The organism is Anaerobacillus sp. ABR4_321 (assembly GCF_056158505.1).
The window spans coordinates 1,258,530-1,276,025 of sequence record NZ_JBSWTK010000001.1 but is presented as its reverse complement, the minus strand read 5'-3'; the positions used below and the strand labels follow the sequence as shown (position 1 = coordinate 1,276,025).

Sequence of the window (17,496 nt, the reverse complement as noted above, 5' to 3'; positions counted from 1 at the left end):
TTTTCATTATGTTTCCAACTATAGGAGTCAACACTTGTAAAACAGAGCCTTTATTATTTTAAGGTAGGTAGTTTAAAGGATTAACGGCATTCGACTTACTTTGGTTCCAAGATCCTTTGTGAACTTCAAAGTGTAGATGCTGTCCTTTTGAAGCTCCCGTGTTCCCCATCGTTCCAAGGTAAGTACCTGCGCTTACTGATTGCCCAGTGGAAACGCCAAGGTCTCTCATGTGCGCATAAACTGTTGTGAACATTTGACCATTGATGCTATGCGTTAGGAAAACAACGTTTCCGTAGCTGTCTGAATAGTACGAACGTAGTACAGTTCCATCTGCTGCTGCGTAAACTGGGTTTTTACCGCCTTGTGCGATATCAATCCCTGCGTGGAATGAACCCCAGCGTTGTCCGATTCCAGAAGTAACTCGTCCTGCAGTTGGCCATCTGAAGCTTGAGCTGCTTGAAACAGCAGGAGCAGGTTCGCTTGATGCTGTAGATTCGTTCGAACTGCTAGAGTTATTGCTTGTAGCTGCCTTCTTTGCCGCTGCCTTTTCAGCTGCCGCTTTCTTTGCTGCTGCTTCACGAGCTGCAGCTGCTTTTCTTGCCGCTTCTTCAGCACGCTTAATTTCTTGTTGAACTGCTTTTTCTTGGGCTTTTAGAATTTCAGCAGTTTCATTAAGGTCCAACATGTGGTCATGAAGCTCACCCTCTTCATGTTCAAGGGACGCCATCAACTTATCTTTTTCAGCTTTTTGAGCGCTGAGTTCTTTTTTAAGAGACTCTAGCTCAGCTTTCTTCTCTTCAAGGGAAGCGAGCTTCTTCTCGACTTCTGCTTTCTTCTCTTCTACCGCTAGTTTGTCTGCTTTGTGCTCTTCAAGAATCTTCTTATCTTGTTCAGCAATCGTGTTTAGAGCTAGAACACGTTCCACAAAGTCACCAAAGCTAGACGCACCGAGAAGTACTTCCATATAATCTACAGAACCTCCGTTGTTCTGTTGCATGGAACGAACGCGGTCTTTTAGTAGCTTATCGCGTTCTGCGATACGCTTTTCGAGAGCCTTGATTTCTTCTTTAAGCTGTTCTACTTCAGACATCGTCTCTTCGATTTCTTTTTCTTTCGTAGTGATCTTGTTATCTGTTTCCGCTACAGCTTGATCGATACGACGAATTTCTGCTTGTACTTGTTCTTGTTCTTTCTTAACTTCTTCAAGCTTAGATTCCTTTTCTTTAAGGTCATCTGCATTTTGTGACTGCTTATCTTTTACATCATCAAGTTTCTCGTCAAGTGAATTCGCTTGTATAGGTGCTGGTGAGACTGTAGTCGATAATGTGCTTAACCCGAGTGTAATCGTTAATGCCGTGGCCATTACTTTAAACTTCAATCTTTCTTCCTCCCCCAAAAATAGACAATCTATTTATCTTTTAATTTGTTGTTAGACTTTCAAAAACTTTCGCATGGACGTAAGACTTCCCCAGACTCCGATGATGACGCCAAGAACAACTAATAGAGCTGCAAGCTGGTATACAAACGGTGTTACTGGTAATAGGTCGATAAAGAAAGTAGGGTATCTCGTGCTGATTAGATCTGTTAAGAAGTAATAGCCATAAATCAATACGCCTATTGGAATCAAAGCTCCAAATATACCGATCAGGACGCCCTCGATAAGGAACGGCCAGCGAATAAACCAGTTTGTCGCGCCTACTAATTTCATAATCTCGATCTCGGTTCTTCTGGCAACAATTGTTAGTTTAATTGTGTTTGAAATGAGGAACATAGCAGTGAATAGAAGGCCTATTACAAGGCCAAGCCCTACATTTCGTGAAATCTCTAACACTTTAAACAATCTATTAACGGTCTCTTGACCGAACTCAACATTTTCCACGTACTCGAATTGCTTGATTTGATCAGCAACGCGATTGATGTCTTGAGGATCGCTTGTCTTGACGACAAACTCATCACTCAATGGATTTTCGTCTTTTAGTGATTCAAAAACTTCACCTTGGTCACCAAGGTTATCGATCAAGTTATCTAGACCTTCTTCTTTTGACTGAAACGCAACAGATTCAACTTCAGAGATGTTCTCAATCTTTGCTTTTAGTTCGTCTTGCTGTTCTTTCTCCGCTGTAAGATCAATAAATGTTCTGATCTCAACATCTTCTTCTAACTGATCTCCAAATGCATTTAAGTTTAACACTAATGTTAGGAAAACCCCTACTAATAGGAGCGTTACTGTAACTGCTGAGATGGATGCAAAGCTCATCCATCCATTTCGACCGATGTTCTTAAACGCTTCTTTACTGTGTCTTCCAAACGTTTTAATCTTCATACCCGTACTCACCTCTTGCTTCATCACGGGAGATCAAACCGTCTTCAATTGCAATAACACGCTTCCTAAAGGAATTTACAATATCCTTATTATGAGTTGCCATTAATACAGTTGTACCGCGATTGTTAATTTCATCAAGTAAATTCATAATTTCCCATGCTGTCTCCGGGTCCAGATTACCAGTTGGTTCATCTGTTAACAAGATCACGGGATTATTTACGATCGCTCTTGCTATTGAAACCCTCTGCTGTTCTCCACCTGAAAGCTCATCTGGTAGAAATCTTGCTTTGTTTTTCAAGTTCACTAGACTTAAAACATCCATTACACGTTTACGAATGACTGTTTTATTTTCTTCGATGACTTCAAGAGCAAAAGCGACGTTTTCATAGACAGTCAGCTTAGGAAGAAGTTTGAAATCCTGAAAGACCACGCCAATGTCACGACGCAGTTTAGGGATATTCTTATTCTTCATCTTGCCAACATCTTTGCCATTAATGGTAATCTTTCCACTCGTCGGCTTTTCTTCCCGATACATCATTCTCATAAATGTTGATTTACCGGCTCCACTTGGGCCAACTATGTAAACAAATTCACCTTTGTTGATTTTAACATCTATACCATTAATCGCTTTTATTCCGTTTTTGTATGTTTTCCATACATCGTTCATTTCGATCACGTTTTACCACTTCCTACTTGCTAAAGTCATGATGCAATCTATTAGGATCTAGGTGTTTAATTTTAGCTTGATTCGTTTTATCTCTTACATCTGAAGATATTATAACAAACAAATTCGCTATTTTAAGACAAATTTTTATTACATTTCTGTTTCAATAGCTTCTTGTTTTGACATGTTTTGCAATAGTGGTTTAATAATGTCCTATAAACCTTGTCAAATTGGGATTTATATTATAGTTCATTTTTGTCGAAATACGATTATCTATACGTGAATTAAAAAAGCAAATGCATAACGAATGTGCTCTATTTGTTGAAAAAAGCATTAAGAACTATCTGCTAATTGGAATAGTAGTGCTTTCCGCTCCAGGATGCTCGCTTTCCGTGGGGCTGGCGGTGAGCTTCCTCGTCGCGCGCTCCTGCGGGCTCTCACCAGTCCCTCATGTCCCACAGGAGTCGAGCATCCTTCCGCTCCAATCCGCGTTATAATAAGGTTTTATTGAGAGAGTAAATCAACTCAATAAGATATAAAAAAATTGCAGGCATAGTTGATAAAAGTCATATTTGATTTGAACGGACTATAGAAGAAGTGAATACACTCAAAAGGCGTTTGAGGCTCACACGTTGTTCACAAGAAAGCAAGAGGTATTAAAACTCCTACATTAATGGGAGCAAAACAACAAACAGAGCACATGCATTTGCATGTGCTCTTCGTTTATTTCATATTCGCTAACCAACTCGCAAGATTCTCTGCTTCTTCTCCCTCGACAAGGTTCGCTGGCATTTGGCCTTTACCATTTTGCACGATGTTTAAGATTGTATCTTTAGAAAGGCGTTCACCGACATTCGTTAAGGCAGGTCCTACATCACCTTTTAAGTTCTCACCATGACATTGAAGACATTGTTGCTCGTAGGTTGCTTCAGCAGCTTCAACATCGTAGTCTTGTGCTGAATCTCCTGATTCTTCTTCAGTCGTTTCATCAGAAGAACCTTCATTCATCGCACCCTCATCTCCATTATTTCCACCACAAGCTGTAAGAGCCATTGCGAGCACGAGTCCAAATAAAACTGTTAGCCACCTTTTCAACATTACCACCCCTGTAATCAAGTTAAGAAATGCTACTTTTACTATAACCTGCTTACTCTCTTTTAAAACCTTCACCAAGCACTTCAGTTGCATTGGAGACGATCACAAATGCAGAGGGGTCGATGCTCTTTACAAGCTGTTTTAACTTTGTCACTTCATTTTGAGTTACGACAACCATCAGGATCGGACGCTTGTCGTTGGTATAACCACCCTGGCCAGAAATTCTTGTTACACCACGGTCAATGACGGAAAAAATCCCTTCTCGAAGTTCTTCTTCTTTTTCAGAAATAATAAGAGCCATCTTGGAATATCCGAATCCTAATTGAACAACATCGATTGTTTTTCCAGTGAGGTACATGGCGATCAATGCATAAAGTGCAGCTTCAAGACTAAACACAAATGCTGAAGCCGCAACGATTAAGCCATCGATAATAAATACACAAGTACCTAAAGATAGCCCTGAGAACTTATTCACGATTTGTGCAGCAAGGTCAGTTCCTCCCGTCGAAGCCTTGCCACGGAACACGATCCCAAGGCCAAGACCTACTCCAAGTCCTCCAAACAGAGCTCCAAGTAAAGGATCTGTTGTAGCGGGCTCTACATTTTCAGTCAACTTTACAACAAAAGGAAGAAACAGAGTACCTGCTAGTGTCTTTGGTCCATACTTTTTCCCGAGAAAGATGAGTCCACTGATAAACAATGGGATATTGAACGCCCATTGGACATACGCTGGTTTCCAATCGAACACACCTTTTGTAATCGTACTTATACCACTTACGCCACCAGACGCTATACTATTTGGTAGTAGGAATAGATTAAAGGCGATCGCCACGATAGCGGATCCTACCAGTACACTTATGTATTCAAGAATGAGTCGTGAAAAAGAATCTCTCGCTGTGAATTTCGTTACTGTTGCAATCATGGTTTATTCCACTCACTTGTTCATTAAATTTCAATCATATTTTTGCTATTTTTCAGGCAAAATCCTTCAGTAGTATATCACCGTACTAGTAGGGTGTAAACCGCACCATAGCAGCGCGTTATCATGCTGAAGTGTCGTCGATTTGTTGTAGGATGCCCACTACAAAAAAAATAATCCCCTGCATGTGCAGAGGATGTTTTTAAGAGATTGTATTAATCATTTAAACGGGAGCGAAGGTAAGCATCGATGAATGGGTCTAGATCTCCATCCATCACTCCCTGGGTGTTACCCATTTCAACATTCGTACGGTGATCTTTCACCATATTATATGGATGGAAAACGTAAGAACGAATTTGACTTCCCCATCCGATTTCTTTCTGTTCGCCGCGGATTTCATCTAATTCGGCTTCTTGCTCTTCTAACTTTCGCTGATAGAGCTTTGCTTTCAACATCTTCATCGCTTGATCACGGTTTTTGATTTGAGACCTTTCAGACTGACAGCTCACGACTACGTTTGTCGGAAGGTGCGTGATACGAACCGCTGAGTCAGTTGTATTAACGTGCTGTCCACCAGCACCGCTAGCTCTATACGTGTCAATTTTTAAATCTTCTGTTCGGATGTCGATTTCAATTTCATCATTGAACTCTGGCATAACTTCGCAAGAAACGAACGACGTATGACGACGACCACTCGAGTCGAAAGGCGAAATGCGTACAAGGCGATGAACACCTTTTTCAGCTTTAAGATAACCGTACGCATTATAGCCTTTGAAGTTCAGCGTCACGCTCTTTACTCCAGCCTCGTCACCAGGCAGATAATCGAGGGTTTCAACTTTGAACCCTTTCTTTTCTCCATACCTTGTGTACATACGAAGAAGCATCGAAGCCCAGTCTTGAGACTCAGTCCCGCCAGCCCCTGGGTGGAGTTCTAAGATCGCGTTATTCTTATCATGCTCGCCACTTAGTAATAAGGTGCGTTCAAAGTCATTAAGGGATTTCTTTAAGTCTTTAATCTCAACCTCTAAATCCTCGAAAAGCTCCTGATCGTTCTCTTCCTTAACTAGTTCGTAGGATACTTCAAGGTTCTCATAGCTTTCTTCAAGAGCATCAAACTCGTGTACCATTTCTTTCAACGCATTAGACTCATTGATGACTTTTTGCGCTGTATTCTGATCGTCCCAGAAACTAGGAACGGTCATTTCTAATTCAAGTTCATTGATACGGGCTCTTTTGTTCTCTAAGTCAAAGAGACCCCCTAAAGTCATTTAATCTTGTTTCTATCGTGTTCAATTCACTGCGAATTTCATGCATTTCCATAATCGTACACCTCAACTAAATTATTTACATAGAACGGGCAGGTACTCGAAAAGAGCACCTGCCCGGCATTACATTACTGAACTTTGCCGTGACATTGTTTATATTTCTTGCCACTTCCACATGGACAAGGATCGTTTCTTCCTATGTCCTGCTTTTTCTTAACAGGCTTTGGTTTTGATGACCCTTCTTCTTTCGGATTCACCGCTTGACCTTCTGCTACTTTCTCACGCTTAAGGTTGTTTTCAATTTGTGCCTTCATGATATAAGTAGCAACTTCTTCTTCGATTTCAGCGATCATATCTTCGAACATCTCGTACCCTTCAAACTGGTACTCACGAAGAGGATCGTTTTGACCATATGCTCTAAGGTGGATTCCCTGACGCAGCTGATCCATTGCATCGATATGGTCCATCCATTTACGATCGACGCTTCTTAGCAGAATTACTTTTTCGAACTCTCGCATACGCTCTGGTTCGAACTCTGCTTCTTTCTGATCATAGTTAAGTTTCATTTTCTCAACTAATAGTTCTACGATTTCTTCTTTATCTAAGCCTTTAATGTCTTTAACCGTTACCTGACCTTCCTCAAGGAAAATACCACGAGCATGGTCGAGTATCGCTTGGTGATCCCACTCTTCCTGAATATCCTCGTCACCAGTATGAGCGTCCACAATTCGTTTGATGACTGAGTCCAGCATTTTTTCTACGATATTTCGCAAGTTTTCAGATTCCAACACTTCGTCACGCTGAGCATAAATAATTTCCCGCTGCTGTCTCATGACATCATCGTATTGAAGGAGCTGTTTACGTGCGTCGTAGTTATTACCTTCAACTCGTTTTTGAGCAGACTCAACGGCTCTAGATACAAGCTTAGATTCAATCGGCTGATCTTCTTCCATTCCAAGTCTGTTCATCATGTTCATCATATTATCTGAACCAAATCGACGCATCAGTTCGTCTTCCATAGAAATATAAAACCTTGACTCACCAGGATCACCTTGACGACCAGAACGTCCTCGTAGCTGGTTATCGATACGTCTACTTTCATGACGTTCTGTTCCTAGTATGAAGAGACCCCCTGCTTCTCTTACACCTTCACCGAGCTTAATGTCAGTACCACGGCCCGCCATGTTCGTTGCGATGGTTACCGCCCCTGGCTGACCAGCTGATTCAATGATTTCTGCTTCACGAGCATGGTTTTTCGCATTAAGGATATTGTGAGGGATACCTCGTTTCTTGAGAACCTGAGAAATCAATTCAGATGTTTCAACAGCAACTGTACCGACTAAGACCGGCTGTCCCTTTTTATGTCGTTCTTCAATTTCTTTTGAAAGCGCCTGGAACTTTCCGTTCATTGATTTATACACAAGGTCAGGGTAATCAACACGAGCGATCGGCTTATTCGTCGGAATTGCGATAACGTTCATGTTATAGATATTACGAAACTCTTCTTCTTCCGTCTTCGCTGTACCGGTCATACCAGAAAGCTTTTCATACATTCTGAAGTAGTTCTGGAATGTAATGGTTGCTAGCGTCATACTCTCACGCTGAATAACCAAACCTTCTTTTGCTTCTATTGCTTGGTGCAGACCGTCACTATACCGACGTCCAGCCATCAAGCGCCCTGTGAAGGAGTCAACGATGACGACTTCCTCATCCTGAACAACGTAATCGGTATCTCGCTGCATGATAAAGTTAGCTTTCATCGCCTGATTAATATGATGATTAAGCTGCACATGCTTATAATCAAACAAGTTTTCAATCGAGAAGAATTTTTCAGCTTTTGACATTCCATCTTCAGTTAACTGAACGTTCTTCGTCTTGATGTCGATCGTATAATCGGTTTCTTCATTTAATACACGCACGAACTGATTTGCTTTAATATAGAGCGTCGCAGATTTCTCAGCGTTACCAGAAATGATTAGTGGCGTCCTGGCCTCATCGATCAAGACAGAGTCAACTTCATCGATGATTGCATAATGCAGTGGCTTTTGGACTTTTTCTTCCTTATATAGCACCATGTTATCTCTTAAATAATCAAAGCCGAACTCATTGTTTGTTCCATAAGTTATGTCAGCTGCATACGCTTCAGCTTTTTCATCTTTAGATAAACCACTGATATTAAGACCCACCGTTAATCCAAGGAATTGATAGAGCTCGCCCATTTCCTCTGCGTCACGCCTTGCCAAGTATTCGTTAACTGTGATGACATGAACACCTTTACCTGTTATTGCATTTAAATAAACTGGCATAGTCGCACTTAGCGTTTTACCTTCACCAGTTTTCATCTCTGAGATATTACCTTCATGCAAAGAAGCGGCACCCATAATCTGTACAGGGAACGGTCTCATTCCAAGTACACGTTCAGAAGCTTCACGTACTGTGGCAAAAGCTTCAGGCAGTAACTTATCGAGCTTTTCACCTTTCTCAATTCGTTCTTTATACTCAGTTGTCTTACTTTGTAATTCTTCATCGGATAAGCTTTTCATCGCTTCCGAGTAGGATTCAACTTGATCAGCAATCTTTTGTAAACGTCCAACTTGACGCTCGTTGCCGTTTGGAATAATTTTACGTAATAAACCTTTCATAGAAACGCTCCTCTTTTATTGTCAGTAGAGTGCTATCGATTCAGTTAATTCTTTTAGTTCTATGTATACATTTTAACAATTCCTTGACGGGGGCACAAGAAAGTTCAAGCCCCTCCCATCATAAAGGGACAGAGGGTTTGCCCTCTGTCCCTTTGATTATTTATATTAGTCTTGTTCGATCAAACCATATTTTCCGTCTTTTCTGCGATAGACAACGCTTGTATTTCCAGTGATCGCACTTGAGAATACGAAAAAGCTGTGTCCCAGCATATCCATTTGAAGGATTGCTTCTTCAACGTCCATCGGTTTGAATGTGAATCGTTTTGTTTTAACGACTTGAAGTTCATCTTCTTCGGGTTCTGCTTCAGCAACGCTTGTCATCGTAGGATTAAGTTCATCGCGGAACATATATTTTACGCTTCCTTCCTGACGGAATTTGCGATTAACTTTTGTTTTATGCTTCCGGATTTGTCTTTCGAGTTTTTCGACTACTAGATCAATAGCTGCATACATATCCTGATGTTCTTCTTCTGCTCTTAGTAATAGATTAGGCATCGGAATAGTTACTTCAATCATCTGTTGATCGTTGTAAACTTTCATATTTACATGAACATCAGAGTTAGGTGGAGTATCGAAATACCTTTCAAGTTTACTTACCTTCTTCTCAGTATAATCTCTCATTGCAGGTGTAACCTTAATGTTTTCACCACGGATGTTGAAATTCATCATGTGGCACTCCTCCTTCCATCTATGAGTATAGTATTCGTTATACCCGTTCACTTTCCCTTCATAAACTTTCAAAAAAATAAGGTTTTTTTACGATATATTAACAAGATGTTGTTTTTTTCGACATTTTTTTACATATCCTTCTTATATCTTCTTTCTCTTCCACAAAAATAAAAAGCCCTTAGAAAATAAGGGCTTCATTCATTAGCTGATTAAGATACTTTTTCTACATTAGCAGCCTGAGGACCGCGAGCACCTTCAACGATTTCGAACTCAACAGTCTGGCCTTCTTCTAGAGACTTAAACCCTTCACCACTGATCGCTGAAAAGTGAACGAAAACGTCGTCTCCATCTTCTCTCTCAATAAAACCGAATCCTTTTTCATTGTTAAACCATTTTACTTTTCCTTGCATGCTGTTCAACATTCCCTTCAGAAATCTTCATGGCATTAGCCATACCTTCACTATACGCTCGCTCTCCCCACCTGTCAAAGGGATGTTTTTGTTGATATGACACGAATGGAGGCGCTTTCCCCAAAACTTTTCGACAAGTGGTTTAACTCCTACAAAGAGTTAAAGAGTATACGGCTTTTGCCCCGCTTTTAACTAACGCATCAGCTGCTTGATAAGCAGTTGTACCAGTTGTATAAAGGTCGTCTAAAATAAGAAGGGTTTTGCCTTTTATCAGATCATCGTTAGATACACGAAACATTTTTACTGAGCGATGTATCCGTTCATGCCTTGTTTTCTTACTTTGTTTTTCTTCGTGGTGAATTCGTACAAGACAGTTACTTAGTCTGTTTGGCACTTTTTCTAACCATATATCACACTGATTGAATCCTCTGTCATAAAGCCTCTCGATACTCAGAGGAATTGGAATAACGAAATCGATACATTTATACGATTTCTTTATCGTTTTTGAAAACGTGCTATTAAACGCTCTGCCAACCTCCGCGTCCCCTCGATACTTATATAGTGTAAGAACCTGCTTCATAAAATCGTTGTATTCAAACAAGGAGCGATTATGAACCAAACCATTCAGAAAGTTTTTTTCAACCCACCTTTGGCAATCCAAACAAGTTTTCTCGAGAATATATTCTCGTTTCACCTTCGAAAGTGGCCGTCCGCACTTTAGACAAATTTCCCCGGAAATAGGAGCAAGTTTCGACTTACACTCATTACAAACATTCCACTCTTCTTCAAAAAAGGAGAACATCTCCCATGAAACACTGTTCATCACTTCTTCACACCATACACACCTTTTCCCTTGAGCCATCCTCTATTGTCAGCCTCCACATTCATACTTTTTATATGTCGAAAAGCTAGAAGCATGTCATTTGTTTTTCCATAATGAAATAGCGCAACTTCTCCCTCAGGATATTTTTCACTTCTTCCTGCTCTTCCTGCAATCTGTACGAGTGAACTCTCCGTAAAGATATCTGCTTCTGCACCTAGAACACCTATCGATACATTTTCAATCGTTACACCTCTTTCTAATATTGTTGTTGTAAGAAGCAGCCGGTAACTACGATTTCGAAACCGCATAACTTTTTCCACACGATCAGCATCTTCCGAATGAACAGTTTCACAATCGATCTGAACTTCTTCAAATAAGGAGTGAATACGTTCAGCTAATTTAATAGAAGGAACAAATAACATTACTGGTTTCTTCTCACGAAATTGCTGTTCGATCCACTTTAATAAGACAGGTGGAAGTTTTCCCTTCCGTATATGTTTCCTCCAATTTCCAACCCAAGTAAACTTCGGCGCAGGTAATGGGTATCCATGGTAACGCACAGGGATTCGCACATAAGGTAATGCGTTGTCTTTCACTTGTTTAAGGATTTTTCTCGAAGGGGTCGCTGTAAGATAAACTAACGCACCATTATCTTTCCTAGCCTTCTCAACGGCATATTGTAAAGAAGGATCGTATTCATATGGGAAAGCGTCAACTTCATCGATGATCATGACATCGAAACAGTCTTTGTAACGAATTAATTGATGAGTGGTGGAAATGATGAACGGGGACAACGGATCATCACTTCCTCCATACAATCCAGAAATGGCTATGGTTGGGAAAGCCTTTCGAAGTCGAGGAAGAAGTTCAAGTACTACATCCGTTCGTGGTGTAGCGATACAGATCGTTTTGTTTTCATAAATAGCTTGTTCGAGGCCTTTAAATAAAACTTCTGTTTTTCCACTACCACACACAGCCCAAACCAATAGTCTTTCGTTCTTTTGTATCGCAAGCTTTACTTGGTCAGAGGCTTTATTTTGCCCATGTGATAACTCGCCATTCCAGTCTAATAGAGTCGGAGGGTAAGTGAGGGATGAGGCAGGAGAGAAATATAATGGAGAGCAGGAGCTTACTCTTCCCATTTTGATACACTTTCTACAATATCTACAGTTACTACATTTACACCTTGCACAAGGATAAAATCCGAAAGCTTCACTATTTCCACACCTTAAGCATGTATGTTTACTCGATATTAACTGTATTCCTGCCTCTATTTGAAGATAGCCATTCATGTAATGATCATGGAGTTGTTCTAAAGGAAAAGGGATTTCATCTATCAGAAGATGACGCCCATTAAGGAAGGTTAATAGCTCATGGGAGGGGATGTAACTGTGATCAATGGGTTGTGGTTCGAAAACGGCAAAGTGGCTGATAGGGTAGTAAGCGCCATTCTCTATAATCGATATCCCTTCAGGAACAAGGAATGATTTATTTTGAAAAATAGAAGAAGCAAATCTCATCGATTTACTTCTTCTTTAGGCTGCATCATGGACGATACCAGCCAATCCCTAGAGATCCTTCTCCAAGGTGTGTAGCGATAACAGGACCGAAGTAACTTAGAACAACCTCAATATTCGAGTGGTCCCCTTCAAGCTTGTCCTTCAGTTTCAAAGCTTCATCCTTATTATTCGAATAAATGATCGTCACTTTGATGTGATCTCCTTGCTTCGCATCTTCATCGAATAATGAAAGAATCTTATTTACTGCTTTCTTCCTCGTTCTAATCTTCTCATATGGAACAATTTTCTTATTCTCAAACGTAAGAACAGGTTTCACTTGCAGCAAGTTACCTACAAACAATTGAGCCGTATTTAGGCGACCTCCTCTATGCAGATGACTCAAATCATCCACAACGAAGTAGGCAGGCATGCCTTTTTCCTTCATTTCATTAAGTCTTTCTAGAATGACTGTTCCATTTTGACCTTCTTGAGCCATTCGTGCTGCTTCTAGCACATAGAAACCTTGCATCATACAGCTGATTTCCGAATCAAAAACGTGAACGTCCGTATCGACCATTGAGCCTGCTGAATGAGCAGATTGATATGTTCCGCTAATACCACTTGAAAGAGTGATCGTTATGATCTCCTTATGATTCGCTGAAAGTTTCTCGTATGCTTCTACAAAACTTCCTATCGAAGGTTGTGAGGTTTTCGGCAAATCATCATCATTTCGAATTTGGTCAAAAAATTCCTCTGCTTTTAGTTCTTTCTCTTCAAGATAGGATTCATTCCCAAATATTACGCTGAGAGGAACCATCGTAATATCATATTCATCCAGAAGCTCTCCTGGTATATATGCAGTGCTATCGGTAACAACAGCCACAGTTTTCATATTAACGCCTCTCTTCAATGATACTTTTGTTAGATTGCAGCTAAGCTAATCATAGAATAATTTTCGCCATGTGCCAACAGATCTATAGAATGTTTTCATAATATTTGTCAACCACAATTGTCATATTTTTTAATCATAATGTCGAAAAATGAAACATTTAGTAAAATAGCCCACTATTATGTTACATGATTGTAATCTCATGTTCATCGCTCTGTTATCTATATCCTGTAAACTAGCAATCGTAAAGAAAAAATAAAATGTTTAATATATTACTTCAGGGGGAATTATATAATGTTTAAGAAAGTTGTTATTACTACTACAATCGCTGGGTCTCTTCTATTAGCACCAAACGTAAGTGAAGCTGCACTTGGTGATCAAACACTTTACAACGGCATGAAGCACTCTGACGTAACTGAACTACAAAATCTACTAGATAGCAAAGGCTATTTTAACTACCATACAGCAACAGGATATTTTGGATCTATCACAGAATCTGGTGTACGTAGCTTTCAACGCAGCGCAGGCATTACGGTTGACGGAGTTGTTGGACCACAAACAGTAAAAGCATTGAACGGTGGAGCATCTGTTCAATCAACTAGCCAATCTACTTCTAGCTACTCAGGAACTGTTCGTCACGGTGATCGCGGGCAACAAGTATCGAACCTACAAAGTCAACTTAAAGACAAAGGCTACTATAATTATTCAGTTGATGGCATTTTCGGATCTATCACTAAAAGAGCAGTTATGAACTTCCAAAGCGCTAACGGCTTGACTGTCGATGGAATCGCTGGACCACAAACATTTGGAGCACTTTCAGGCGCTTCTACGGCTGCACCTTCTTCATCGAACGATAGCTCCGTAGCTAGCACGTCATCTGTCGTACCTATTGCAAAACAATACATAGGTGTACCTTACGTTTGGGGAGGGTCTACTCCTTCTGGATTTGACTGCAGTGGTTTCCTACAATATGCATATAACAAAGCTGGTGTTTCACTACCTCGTACTGTAGCGAGCATGTGGGATGCAACGAGCAGCGTTTCTTCTCCATCAGTTGGAGACCTAGTATTCTTTGAAACTTATAAACCAGGTCCATCTCACGCTGGGATCTACCTTGGCGGAGGCAAGTTCATCCATTCATCATCTTCTTATGGTGTAACGATCAGCAGCATGGACAACTCTTACTGGGCACCACGTTACCTTGGAGCAAAAGAAGTTTAAGTCACATATTTAATGAAGGAACTCCTATTATTGGGGTTCCTTTTTTGTTGGTGAAATAAAACTAGGAATCTTCAAAACTAGTTAAAATAAAAAAGATGCGCATCAGCGCACCTTTACCCAACCTTTTTTAATCGCTTCTACAACCGCTTGTGTACGATCGTTAACGTTCATTTTCTGAAGTATGTTCGATACATGGTTCTTAACCGTCTTTTCACTAATGAACAGCTCTTCTCCAATCGAACGGTTACTTTTCCCATCCGTTAGTAATTGAAGAACTTCACACTCTCTTCGTGTCAAAATATGAAGTGGCTTTCGATATTCAACTTCTTTAAAACCGATTTGAGCTGTTGTTCTTTTGCCTTCTGTAGCAAGTCTTCTATATTCATCTACTAAGTTGTGAGTTACTTTTGGATGAATGTATGCTCCACCTGAAGCTACAACTTTCACAGCTTCCACTAGAGAATTTGCATCCATTTCTTTAAGGAGGTACCCAGCAGCTCCTGTTTTCACAGCATGAGTCACATATGTTTCATCATCATGAATCGAGAGAATGATGACTTTCGTATCCGGAACTTGTTCAATTAACTGCCTTGTTGCTTCTACACCATTTACATGAGGCATATTGATGTCCATCAAAACGACATCTGGCTTATGGTCCTCAACAAGGCGAAGCGCATCTCCGCCATCATCACCTTCAGCGATCACTTCAAAATCATCTTCCATATCCAAAATACGCTTTACACCTTCACGAAATAATCGATGGTCATCTATTATAACAATTTTAGTTAAAGCTTTTGCTGTATACATCGCTTACACGCCCTCCTGTTCATGTATCGGGATTCTTATCAAAATATATGTACCCTTTTTTGGCGTTGAATCAACTTTAATCGTACCATTTAATAAGCCGACTCGTTCTTTCATTCCTAACAAGCCGAAAGATTGATCTTTACGCACATTAACATCGAAACCAATTCCATTATCTTGAATCGTTACCACAATCTTATCACCATCTAGATTCAGGTCAACATGTATTTTACTTGCTTCTGCATGTTTGATGGCATTTTGAACGGCTTCTTGCACAAGACGGAAGATCGCTGCTTCTAATCGTACGTGCAACCGCTGTATTCCTTCATAGTATTCGAACGTAATATCAGCATTTGATCGTTCATCTACTCTATTCAAGTATTTTAACAAAGTTGGTATAAGACCGAGATCATCAAGAGCCATTGGTCTGAGGTCATAGATTAACCTTCTTACTTCTTTCAATGCATCCTCAATTAAACTGCGCATGTCTTTTATCTCTTTAAACGCTTCGTCTTTCCCTTTTTTCTCATAAATTCGTTCAATTATCTGTGATCGTAACAATACGTTCGCAAGCACTTGTGCGGGCCCATCATGGATTTCTCTCGATAAACGCTTCCTTTCTTCTTCTTGAGCTTCAATGATGCGAAGACCATACTCTTGTTTCCTCTTTGCATCTTCAATCGCTTCGCCATACTGTCTCAATTCACCACCTAAGAAACTAAGGACGGTAGAAATTTGACTCATAAAAGACTCAGCTTTATCAGATGTTTTTCTAACAGAGGTAATTCTATTTTCTATACCAGCTATTTGATCTTTCAACCTTGTTTCTTTCTCAATACTAATGGAGAGGTTAATCTGTGCTTCCGAAGCTTGTTCATACGCTCTTCTGATCACTGGTTCTCCATAATTGTGAAAGTTTTTGCTGATTTTCACAAGCTCAGCTCTTGCGATTCGATCTTCTTGCAACCTGTTTTCTCTCAATTTCTGAACAGTGCTTAACTCTTCCTTTAAAAGTTGACGTTGTTCATTTAATTCTTGATATTCTTCGTGAGAGTGCTCTCCAATTTCGAACAGCTTTGATTTGCTTGTATTAATGCTTTCCATTGTTTTATCCAGTATGGCGTCTAGCGCGTTTGGATCTAACTTTTGAAAACTCAAGCTTACTCCTCCATTTCTTTAGGAGACGGACGGCGAGAAAAGATAGTCCAAAAGTACTTCTTTTACAAAATTCGTATCGGACCGTCTGTTTATGTCATCAGAATTAATATTTGATGGATTAAATTAGGACAATTATAATGAATATGTCTAAATCAAGGTTGTCCCCAAGTCTCATTACTATTCTTTATTAATTTACTATTCGATAATAAAGAACAAATCCCCTTCCGATAATGAAATTGTGAGGGAATCTGGAGGTTTTACATATGCTCAATTCCTACTTAACCGTTAAAGGTGAAGGCGAACATGAAATCGTTATTCAAAAATCTCGCTTTATCACTCACGTTAAACGGACTACTACTGAAGAAGAAGCTCAAGCGTTCATACAACATATCAAAAAAAAGCATAACAACGCTACCCATAATTGCTCCGCTTATTTAATTGGTGAACAAGATCACATTCAAAAAGCAAACGATGATGGAGAGCCATCAGGAACAGCTGGTGTGCCGATGTTAGAAGTATTAAAAAAGAAACAATTAAAAGATACTACCGTCGTAGTTACCCGCTATTTCGGGGGGATTAAACTAGGTGCAGGCGGCTTGATCCGTGCGTATGGACAGTCTGTCTCAGAAGGTATAAATGCTACAGGAATTGTAGAACGAAAGTTAATGACAAAGATACAGACAAATATCGATTACACTTTACTCGGTAAAGTCGAAAACGAGATTCGTTCGTCGAATTATATACTCGAGGAAATAAATTATTTAGACAACGTTCAATTCACCATCTATGTTAATTATGGAGATGAGCAGTTTTTTGTAGATTGGTTAACAAACCTTACCAACGGGAGTGCCAGCTTTGTTACTAGTGGCACATTATATAAAGAATACGACTTATAAATGGGTTACCTCCATGTAATAGCGGGTATTGGTAATTATAAGAAGTATCAAATTTCAACATTTTTTTAACTACTCTAAGGGAAAACTAAAGTACGATAGTAAAAAATCGATAATTAGCACTACAAAAATTCTCTTGCATTGCATACATCATTTGATATG

The 17,496-nt window shown here is 39.9% G+C and carries 16 protein-coding genes and 1 pseudogene; 2 read left to right on the top strand and 15 right to left on the bottom strand.

The window, feature by feature from the left end; genetic code table 11:
• Positions 1-58: 58 nt before the first annotated feature.
• From ACXADT_RS06625 to ACXADT_RS06565, 13 genes and pseudogenes are all read right to left on the bottom strand, one after another.
• Positions 59-1,378 (bottom strand): murein hydrolase activator EnvC family protein, encoded by a 1,320-nt coding sequence (locus ACXADT_RS06625; protein WP_270180101.1) that lies wholly within the window; start codon positions 1,376-1,378, stop codon positions 59-61.
• Between the two features lie 51 nt (positions 1,379-1,429).
• Complete coding sequence (gene ftsX / locus ACXADT_RS06620; RefSeq protein WP_474833845.1) at positions 1,430-2,323, bottom strand: permease-like cell division protein FtsX; 894 nt, start codon at positions 2,321-2,323, stop codon at positions 1,430-1,432.
• Positions 2,313-2,999: a cell division ATP-binding protein FtsE gene (ftsE, locus tag ACXADT_RS06615; protein WP_474833843.1), complete on the bottom strand. Its 687-nt coding sequence runs from the start codon at positions 2,997-2,999 to the stop codon at positions 2,313-2,315. The genes ftsX and ftsE overlap by 11 nt, the downstream gene beginning before the upstream one ends.
• A 711-nt stretch (positions 3,000-3,710) precedes the next feature.
• Positions 3,711-4,082 (bottom strand): c-type cytochrome, encoded by a 372-nt coding sequence (locus ACXADT_RS06610; protein WP_474810508.1) that lies wholly within the window; start codon positions 4,080-4,082, stop codon positions 3,711-3,713.
• 52 nt (positions 4,083-4,134) lie between these two features.
• Positions 4,135-5,004: a YitT family protein gene (locus ACXADT_RS06605; RefSeq protein ID WP_270180105.1), complete on the bottom strand. Its 870-nt coding sequence runs from the start codon at positions 5,002-5,004 to the stop codon at positions 4,135-4,137.
• Between the two features lie 212 nt (positions 5,005-5,216).
• A protein-coding gene (prfB, locus tag ACXADT_RS06600; protein ID WP_474833841.1) for a peptide chain release factor 2 occupies positions 5,217-6,321 on the bottom strand; the annotation gives its coding sequence in 2 pieces (ribosomal slippage) (positions 5,217-6,248 and positions 6,250-6,321; 1,104 coding nt in all).
• 73 nt (positions 6,322-6,394) lie between these two features.
• On the bottom strand, positions 6,395-8,908 hold the full coding sequence (gene secA, locus ACXADT_RS06595; protein WP_474833839.1) for a preprotein translocase subunit SecA: 2,514 nt from the start codon (positions 8,906-8,908) through the stop codon (positions 6,395-6,397).
• Between the two features lie 165 nt (positions 8,909-9,073).
• Positions 9,074-9,634, bottom strand: coding sequence for a ribosome hibernation-promoting factor, HPF/YfiA family (hpf, locus tag ACXADT_RS06590; protein WP_270180631.1), 561 nt, complete (start codon positions 9,632-9,634; stop codon positions 9,074-9,076).
• Positions 9,635-9,846: 212 nt separating this feature from the next.
• Positions 9,847-10,047 carry a cold-shock protein CspD gene (gene cspD, locus ACXADT_RS06585; RefSeq protein ID WP_136947176.1) on the bottom strand — a complete coding sequence of 67 codons (201 nt, stop codon included), beginning with the start codon at positions 10,045-10,047 and terminating at the stop codon, positions 9,847-9,849.
• 142 nt (positions 10,048-10,189) lie between these two features.
• Entirely contained in the window at positions 10,190-10,708 is a 519-nt protein-coding gene (locus ACXADT_RS06580; RefSeq protein WP_474834688.1) for a ComF family protein, read from the bottom strand.
• 48 nt (positions 10,709-10,756) lie between these two features.
• A pseudogene (locus ACXADT_RS06575) lies at positions 10,757-10,849 on the bottom strand (amidophosphoribosyltransferase); the annotation flags it as partial.
• A gap of 20 nt (positions 10,850-10,869) precedes the next feature.
• The gene (locus ACXADT_RS06570) at positions 10,870-12,012 is read right to left on the bottom strand and encodes an ATP-dependent helicase ComFA (RefSeq protein WP_474833837.1); all 1,143 of its coding nucleotides are present in this window, start codon (positions 12,010-12,012) and stop codon (positions 10,870-10,872) included.
• A 403-nt stretch (positions 12,013-12,415) separates the two neighbouring features.
• Positions 12,416-13,261 (bottom strand): DegV family protein, encoded by an 846-nt coding sequence (locus ACXADT_RS06565; RefSeq protein WP_270180110.1) that lies wholly within the window; start codon positions 13,259-13,261, stop codon positions 12,416-12,418.
• Between the two features lie 291 nt (positions 13,262-13,552).
• Between ACXADT_RS06565 and ACXADT_RS06560 the strand changes: the two genes are divergently transcribed.
• Positions 13,553-14,479, top strand: coding sequence for a C40 family peptidase (locus tag ACXADT_RS06560; RefSeq protein WP_474833836.1), 927 nt, complete (start codon positions 13,553-13,555; stop codon positions 14,477-14,479).
• A 102-nt stretch (positions 14,480-14,581) separates the two neighbouring features.
• On the opposite strand, the gene ACXADT_RS06555 is transcribed toward ACXADT_RS06560, so the two are convergent.
• Together ACXADT_RS06555 and ACXADT_RS06550 are read right to left on the bottom strand one after the other, a co-directional pair.
• Positions 14,582-15,286, bottom strand: coding sequence for a response regulator (locus ACXADT_RS06555; RefSeq protein ID WP_270180112.1), 705 nt, complete (start codon positions 15,284-15,286; stop codon positions 14,582-14,584).
• Positions 15,287-15,289: 3 nt separating this feature from the next.
• Entirely contained in the window at positions 15,290-16,441 is a 1,152-nt protein-coding gene (locus tag ACXADT_RS06550) for a sensor histidine kinase (RefSeq protein WP_474833834.1), read from the bottom strand.
• Positions 16,442-16,704: 263 nt separating this feature from the next.
• Here ACXADT_RS06550 and ACXADT_RS06545 point away from each other — a divergent pair, with 263 nt between their 5' ends.
• A complete protein-coding gene (locus ACXADT_RS06545) occupies positions 16,705-17,337 on the top strand; it encodes a YigZ family protein (protein ID WP_474833832.1) in 633 nt (210 codons plus the stop codon).
• The last annotated feature ends 159 nt before the right edge of the window (positions 17,338-17,496 follow it).

Excerpts from the sequence above, each read along its gene's own strand:
- ftsX (WP_474833845.1), bottom strand. The coding sequence starts at position 2,323 with ATGAAGATTAAAACGTTTGGAAGACACAGTAAAGAAGCGTTTAAGAAC.
- ACXADT_RS06605 (WP_270180105.1), bottom strand. The coding sequence starts at position 5,004 with ATGATTGCAACAGTAACGAAATTCACAGCGAGAGATTCTTTTTCACGA.
- secA (WP_474833839.1), bottom strand. The coding sequence starts at position 8,908 with ATGAAAGGTTTATTACGTAAAATTATTCCAAACGGCAACGAGCGTCAA.
- hpf (WP_270180631.1), bottom strand. The coding sequence starts at position 9,634 with ATGAATTTCAACATCCGTGGTGAAAACATTAAGGTTACACCTGCAATG.
- cspD (WP_136947176.1), bottom strand. The coding sequence starts at position 10,047 with ATGCAAGGAAAAGTAAAATGGTTTAACAATGAAAAAGGATTCGGTTTT.
- ACXADT_RS06570 (WP_474833837.1), bottom strand. The coding sequence starts at position 12,012 with ATGGGAAGAGTAAGCTCCTGCTCTCCATTATATTTCTCTCCTGCCTCA.
- ACXADT_RS06565 (WP_270180110.1), bottom strand. The coding sequence starts at position 13,261 with ATGAAAACTGTGGCTGTTGTTACCGATAGCACTGCATATATACCAGGA.
- ACXADT_RS06560 (WP_474833836.1), top strand. The coding sequence starts at position 13,553 with ATGTTTAAGAAAGTTGTTATTACTACTACAATCGCTGGGTCTCTTCTA.
- ACXADT_RS06555 (WP_270180112.1), bottom strand. The coding sequence starts at position 15,286 with ATGTATACAGCAAAAGCTTTAACTAAAATTGTTATAATAGATGACCAT.
- ACXADT_RS06545 (WP_474833832.1), top strand. The coding sequence starts at position 16,705 with ATGCTCAATTCCTACTTAACCGTTAAAGGTGAAGGCGAACATGAAATC.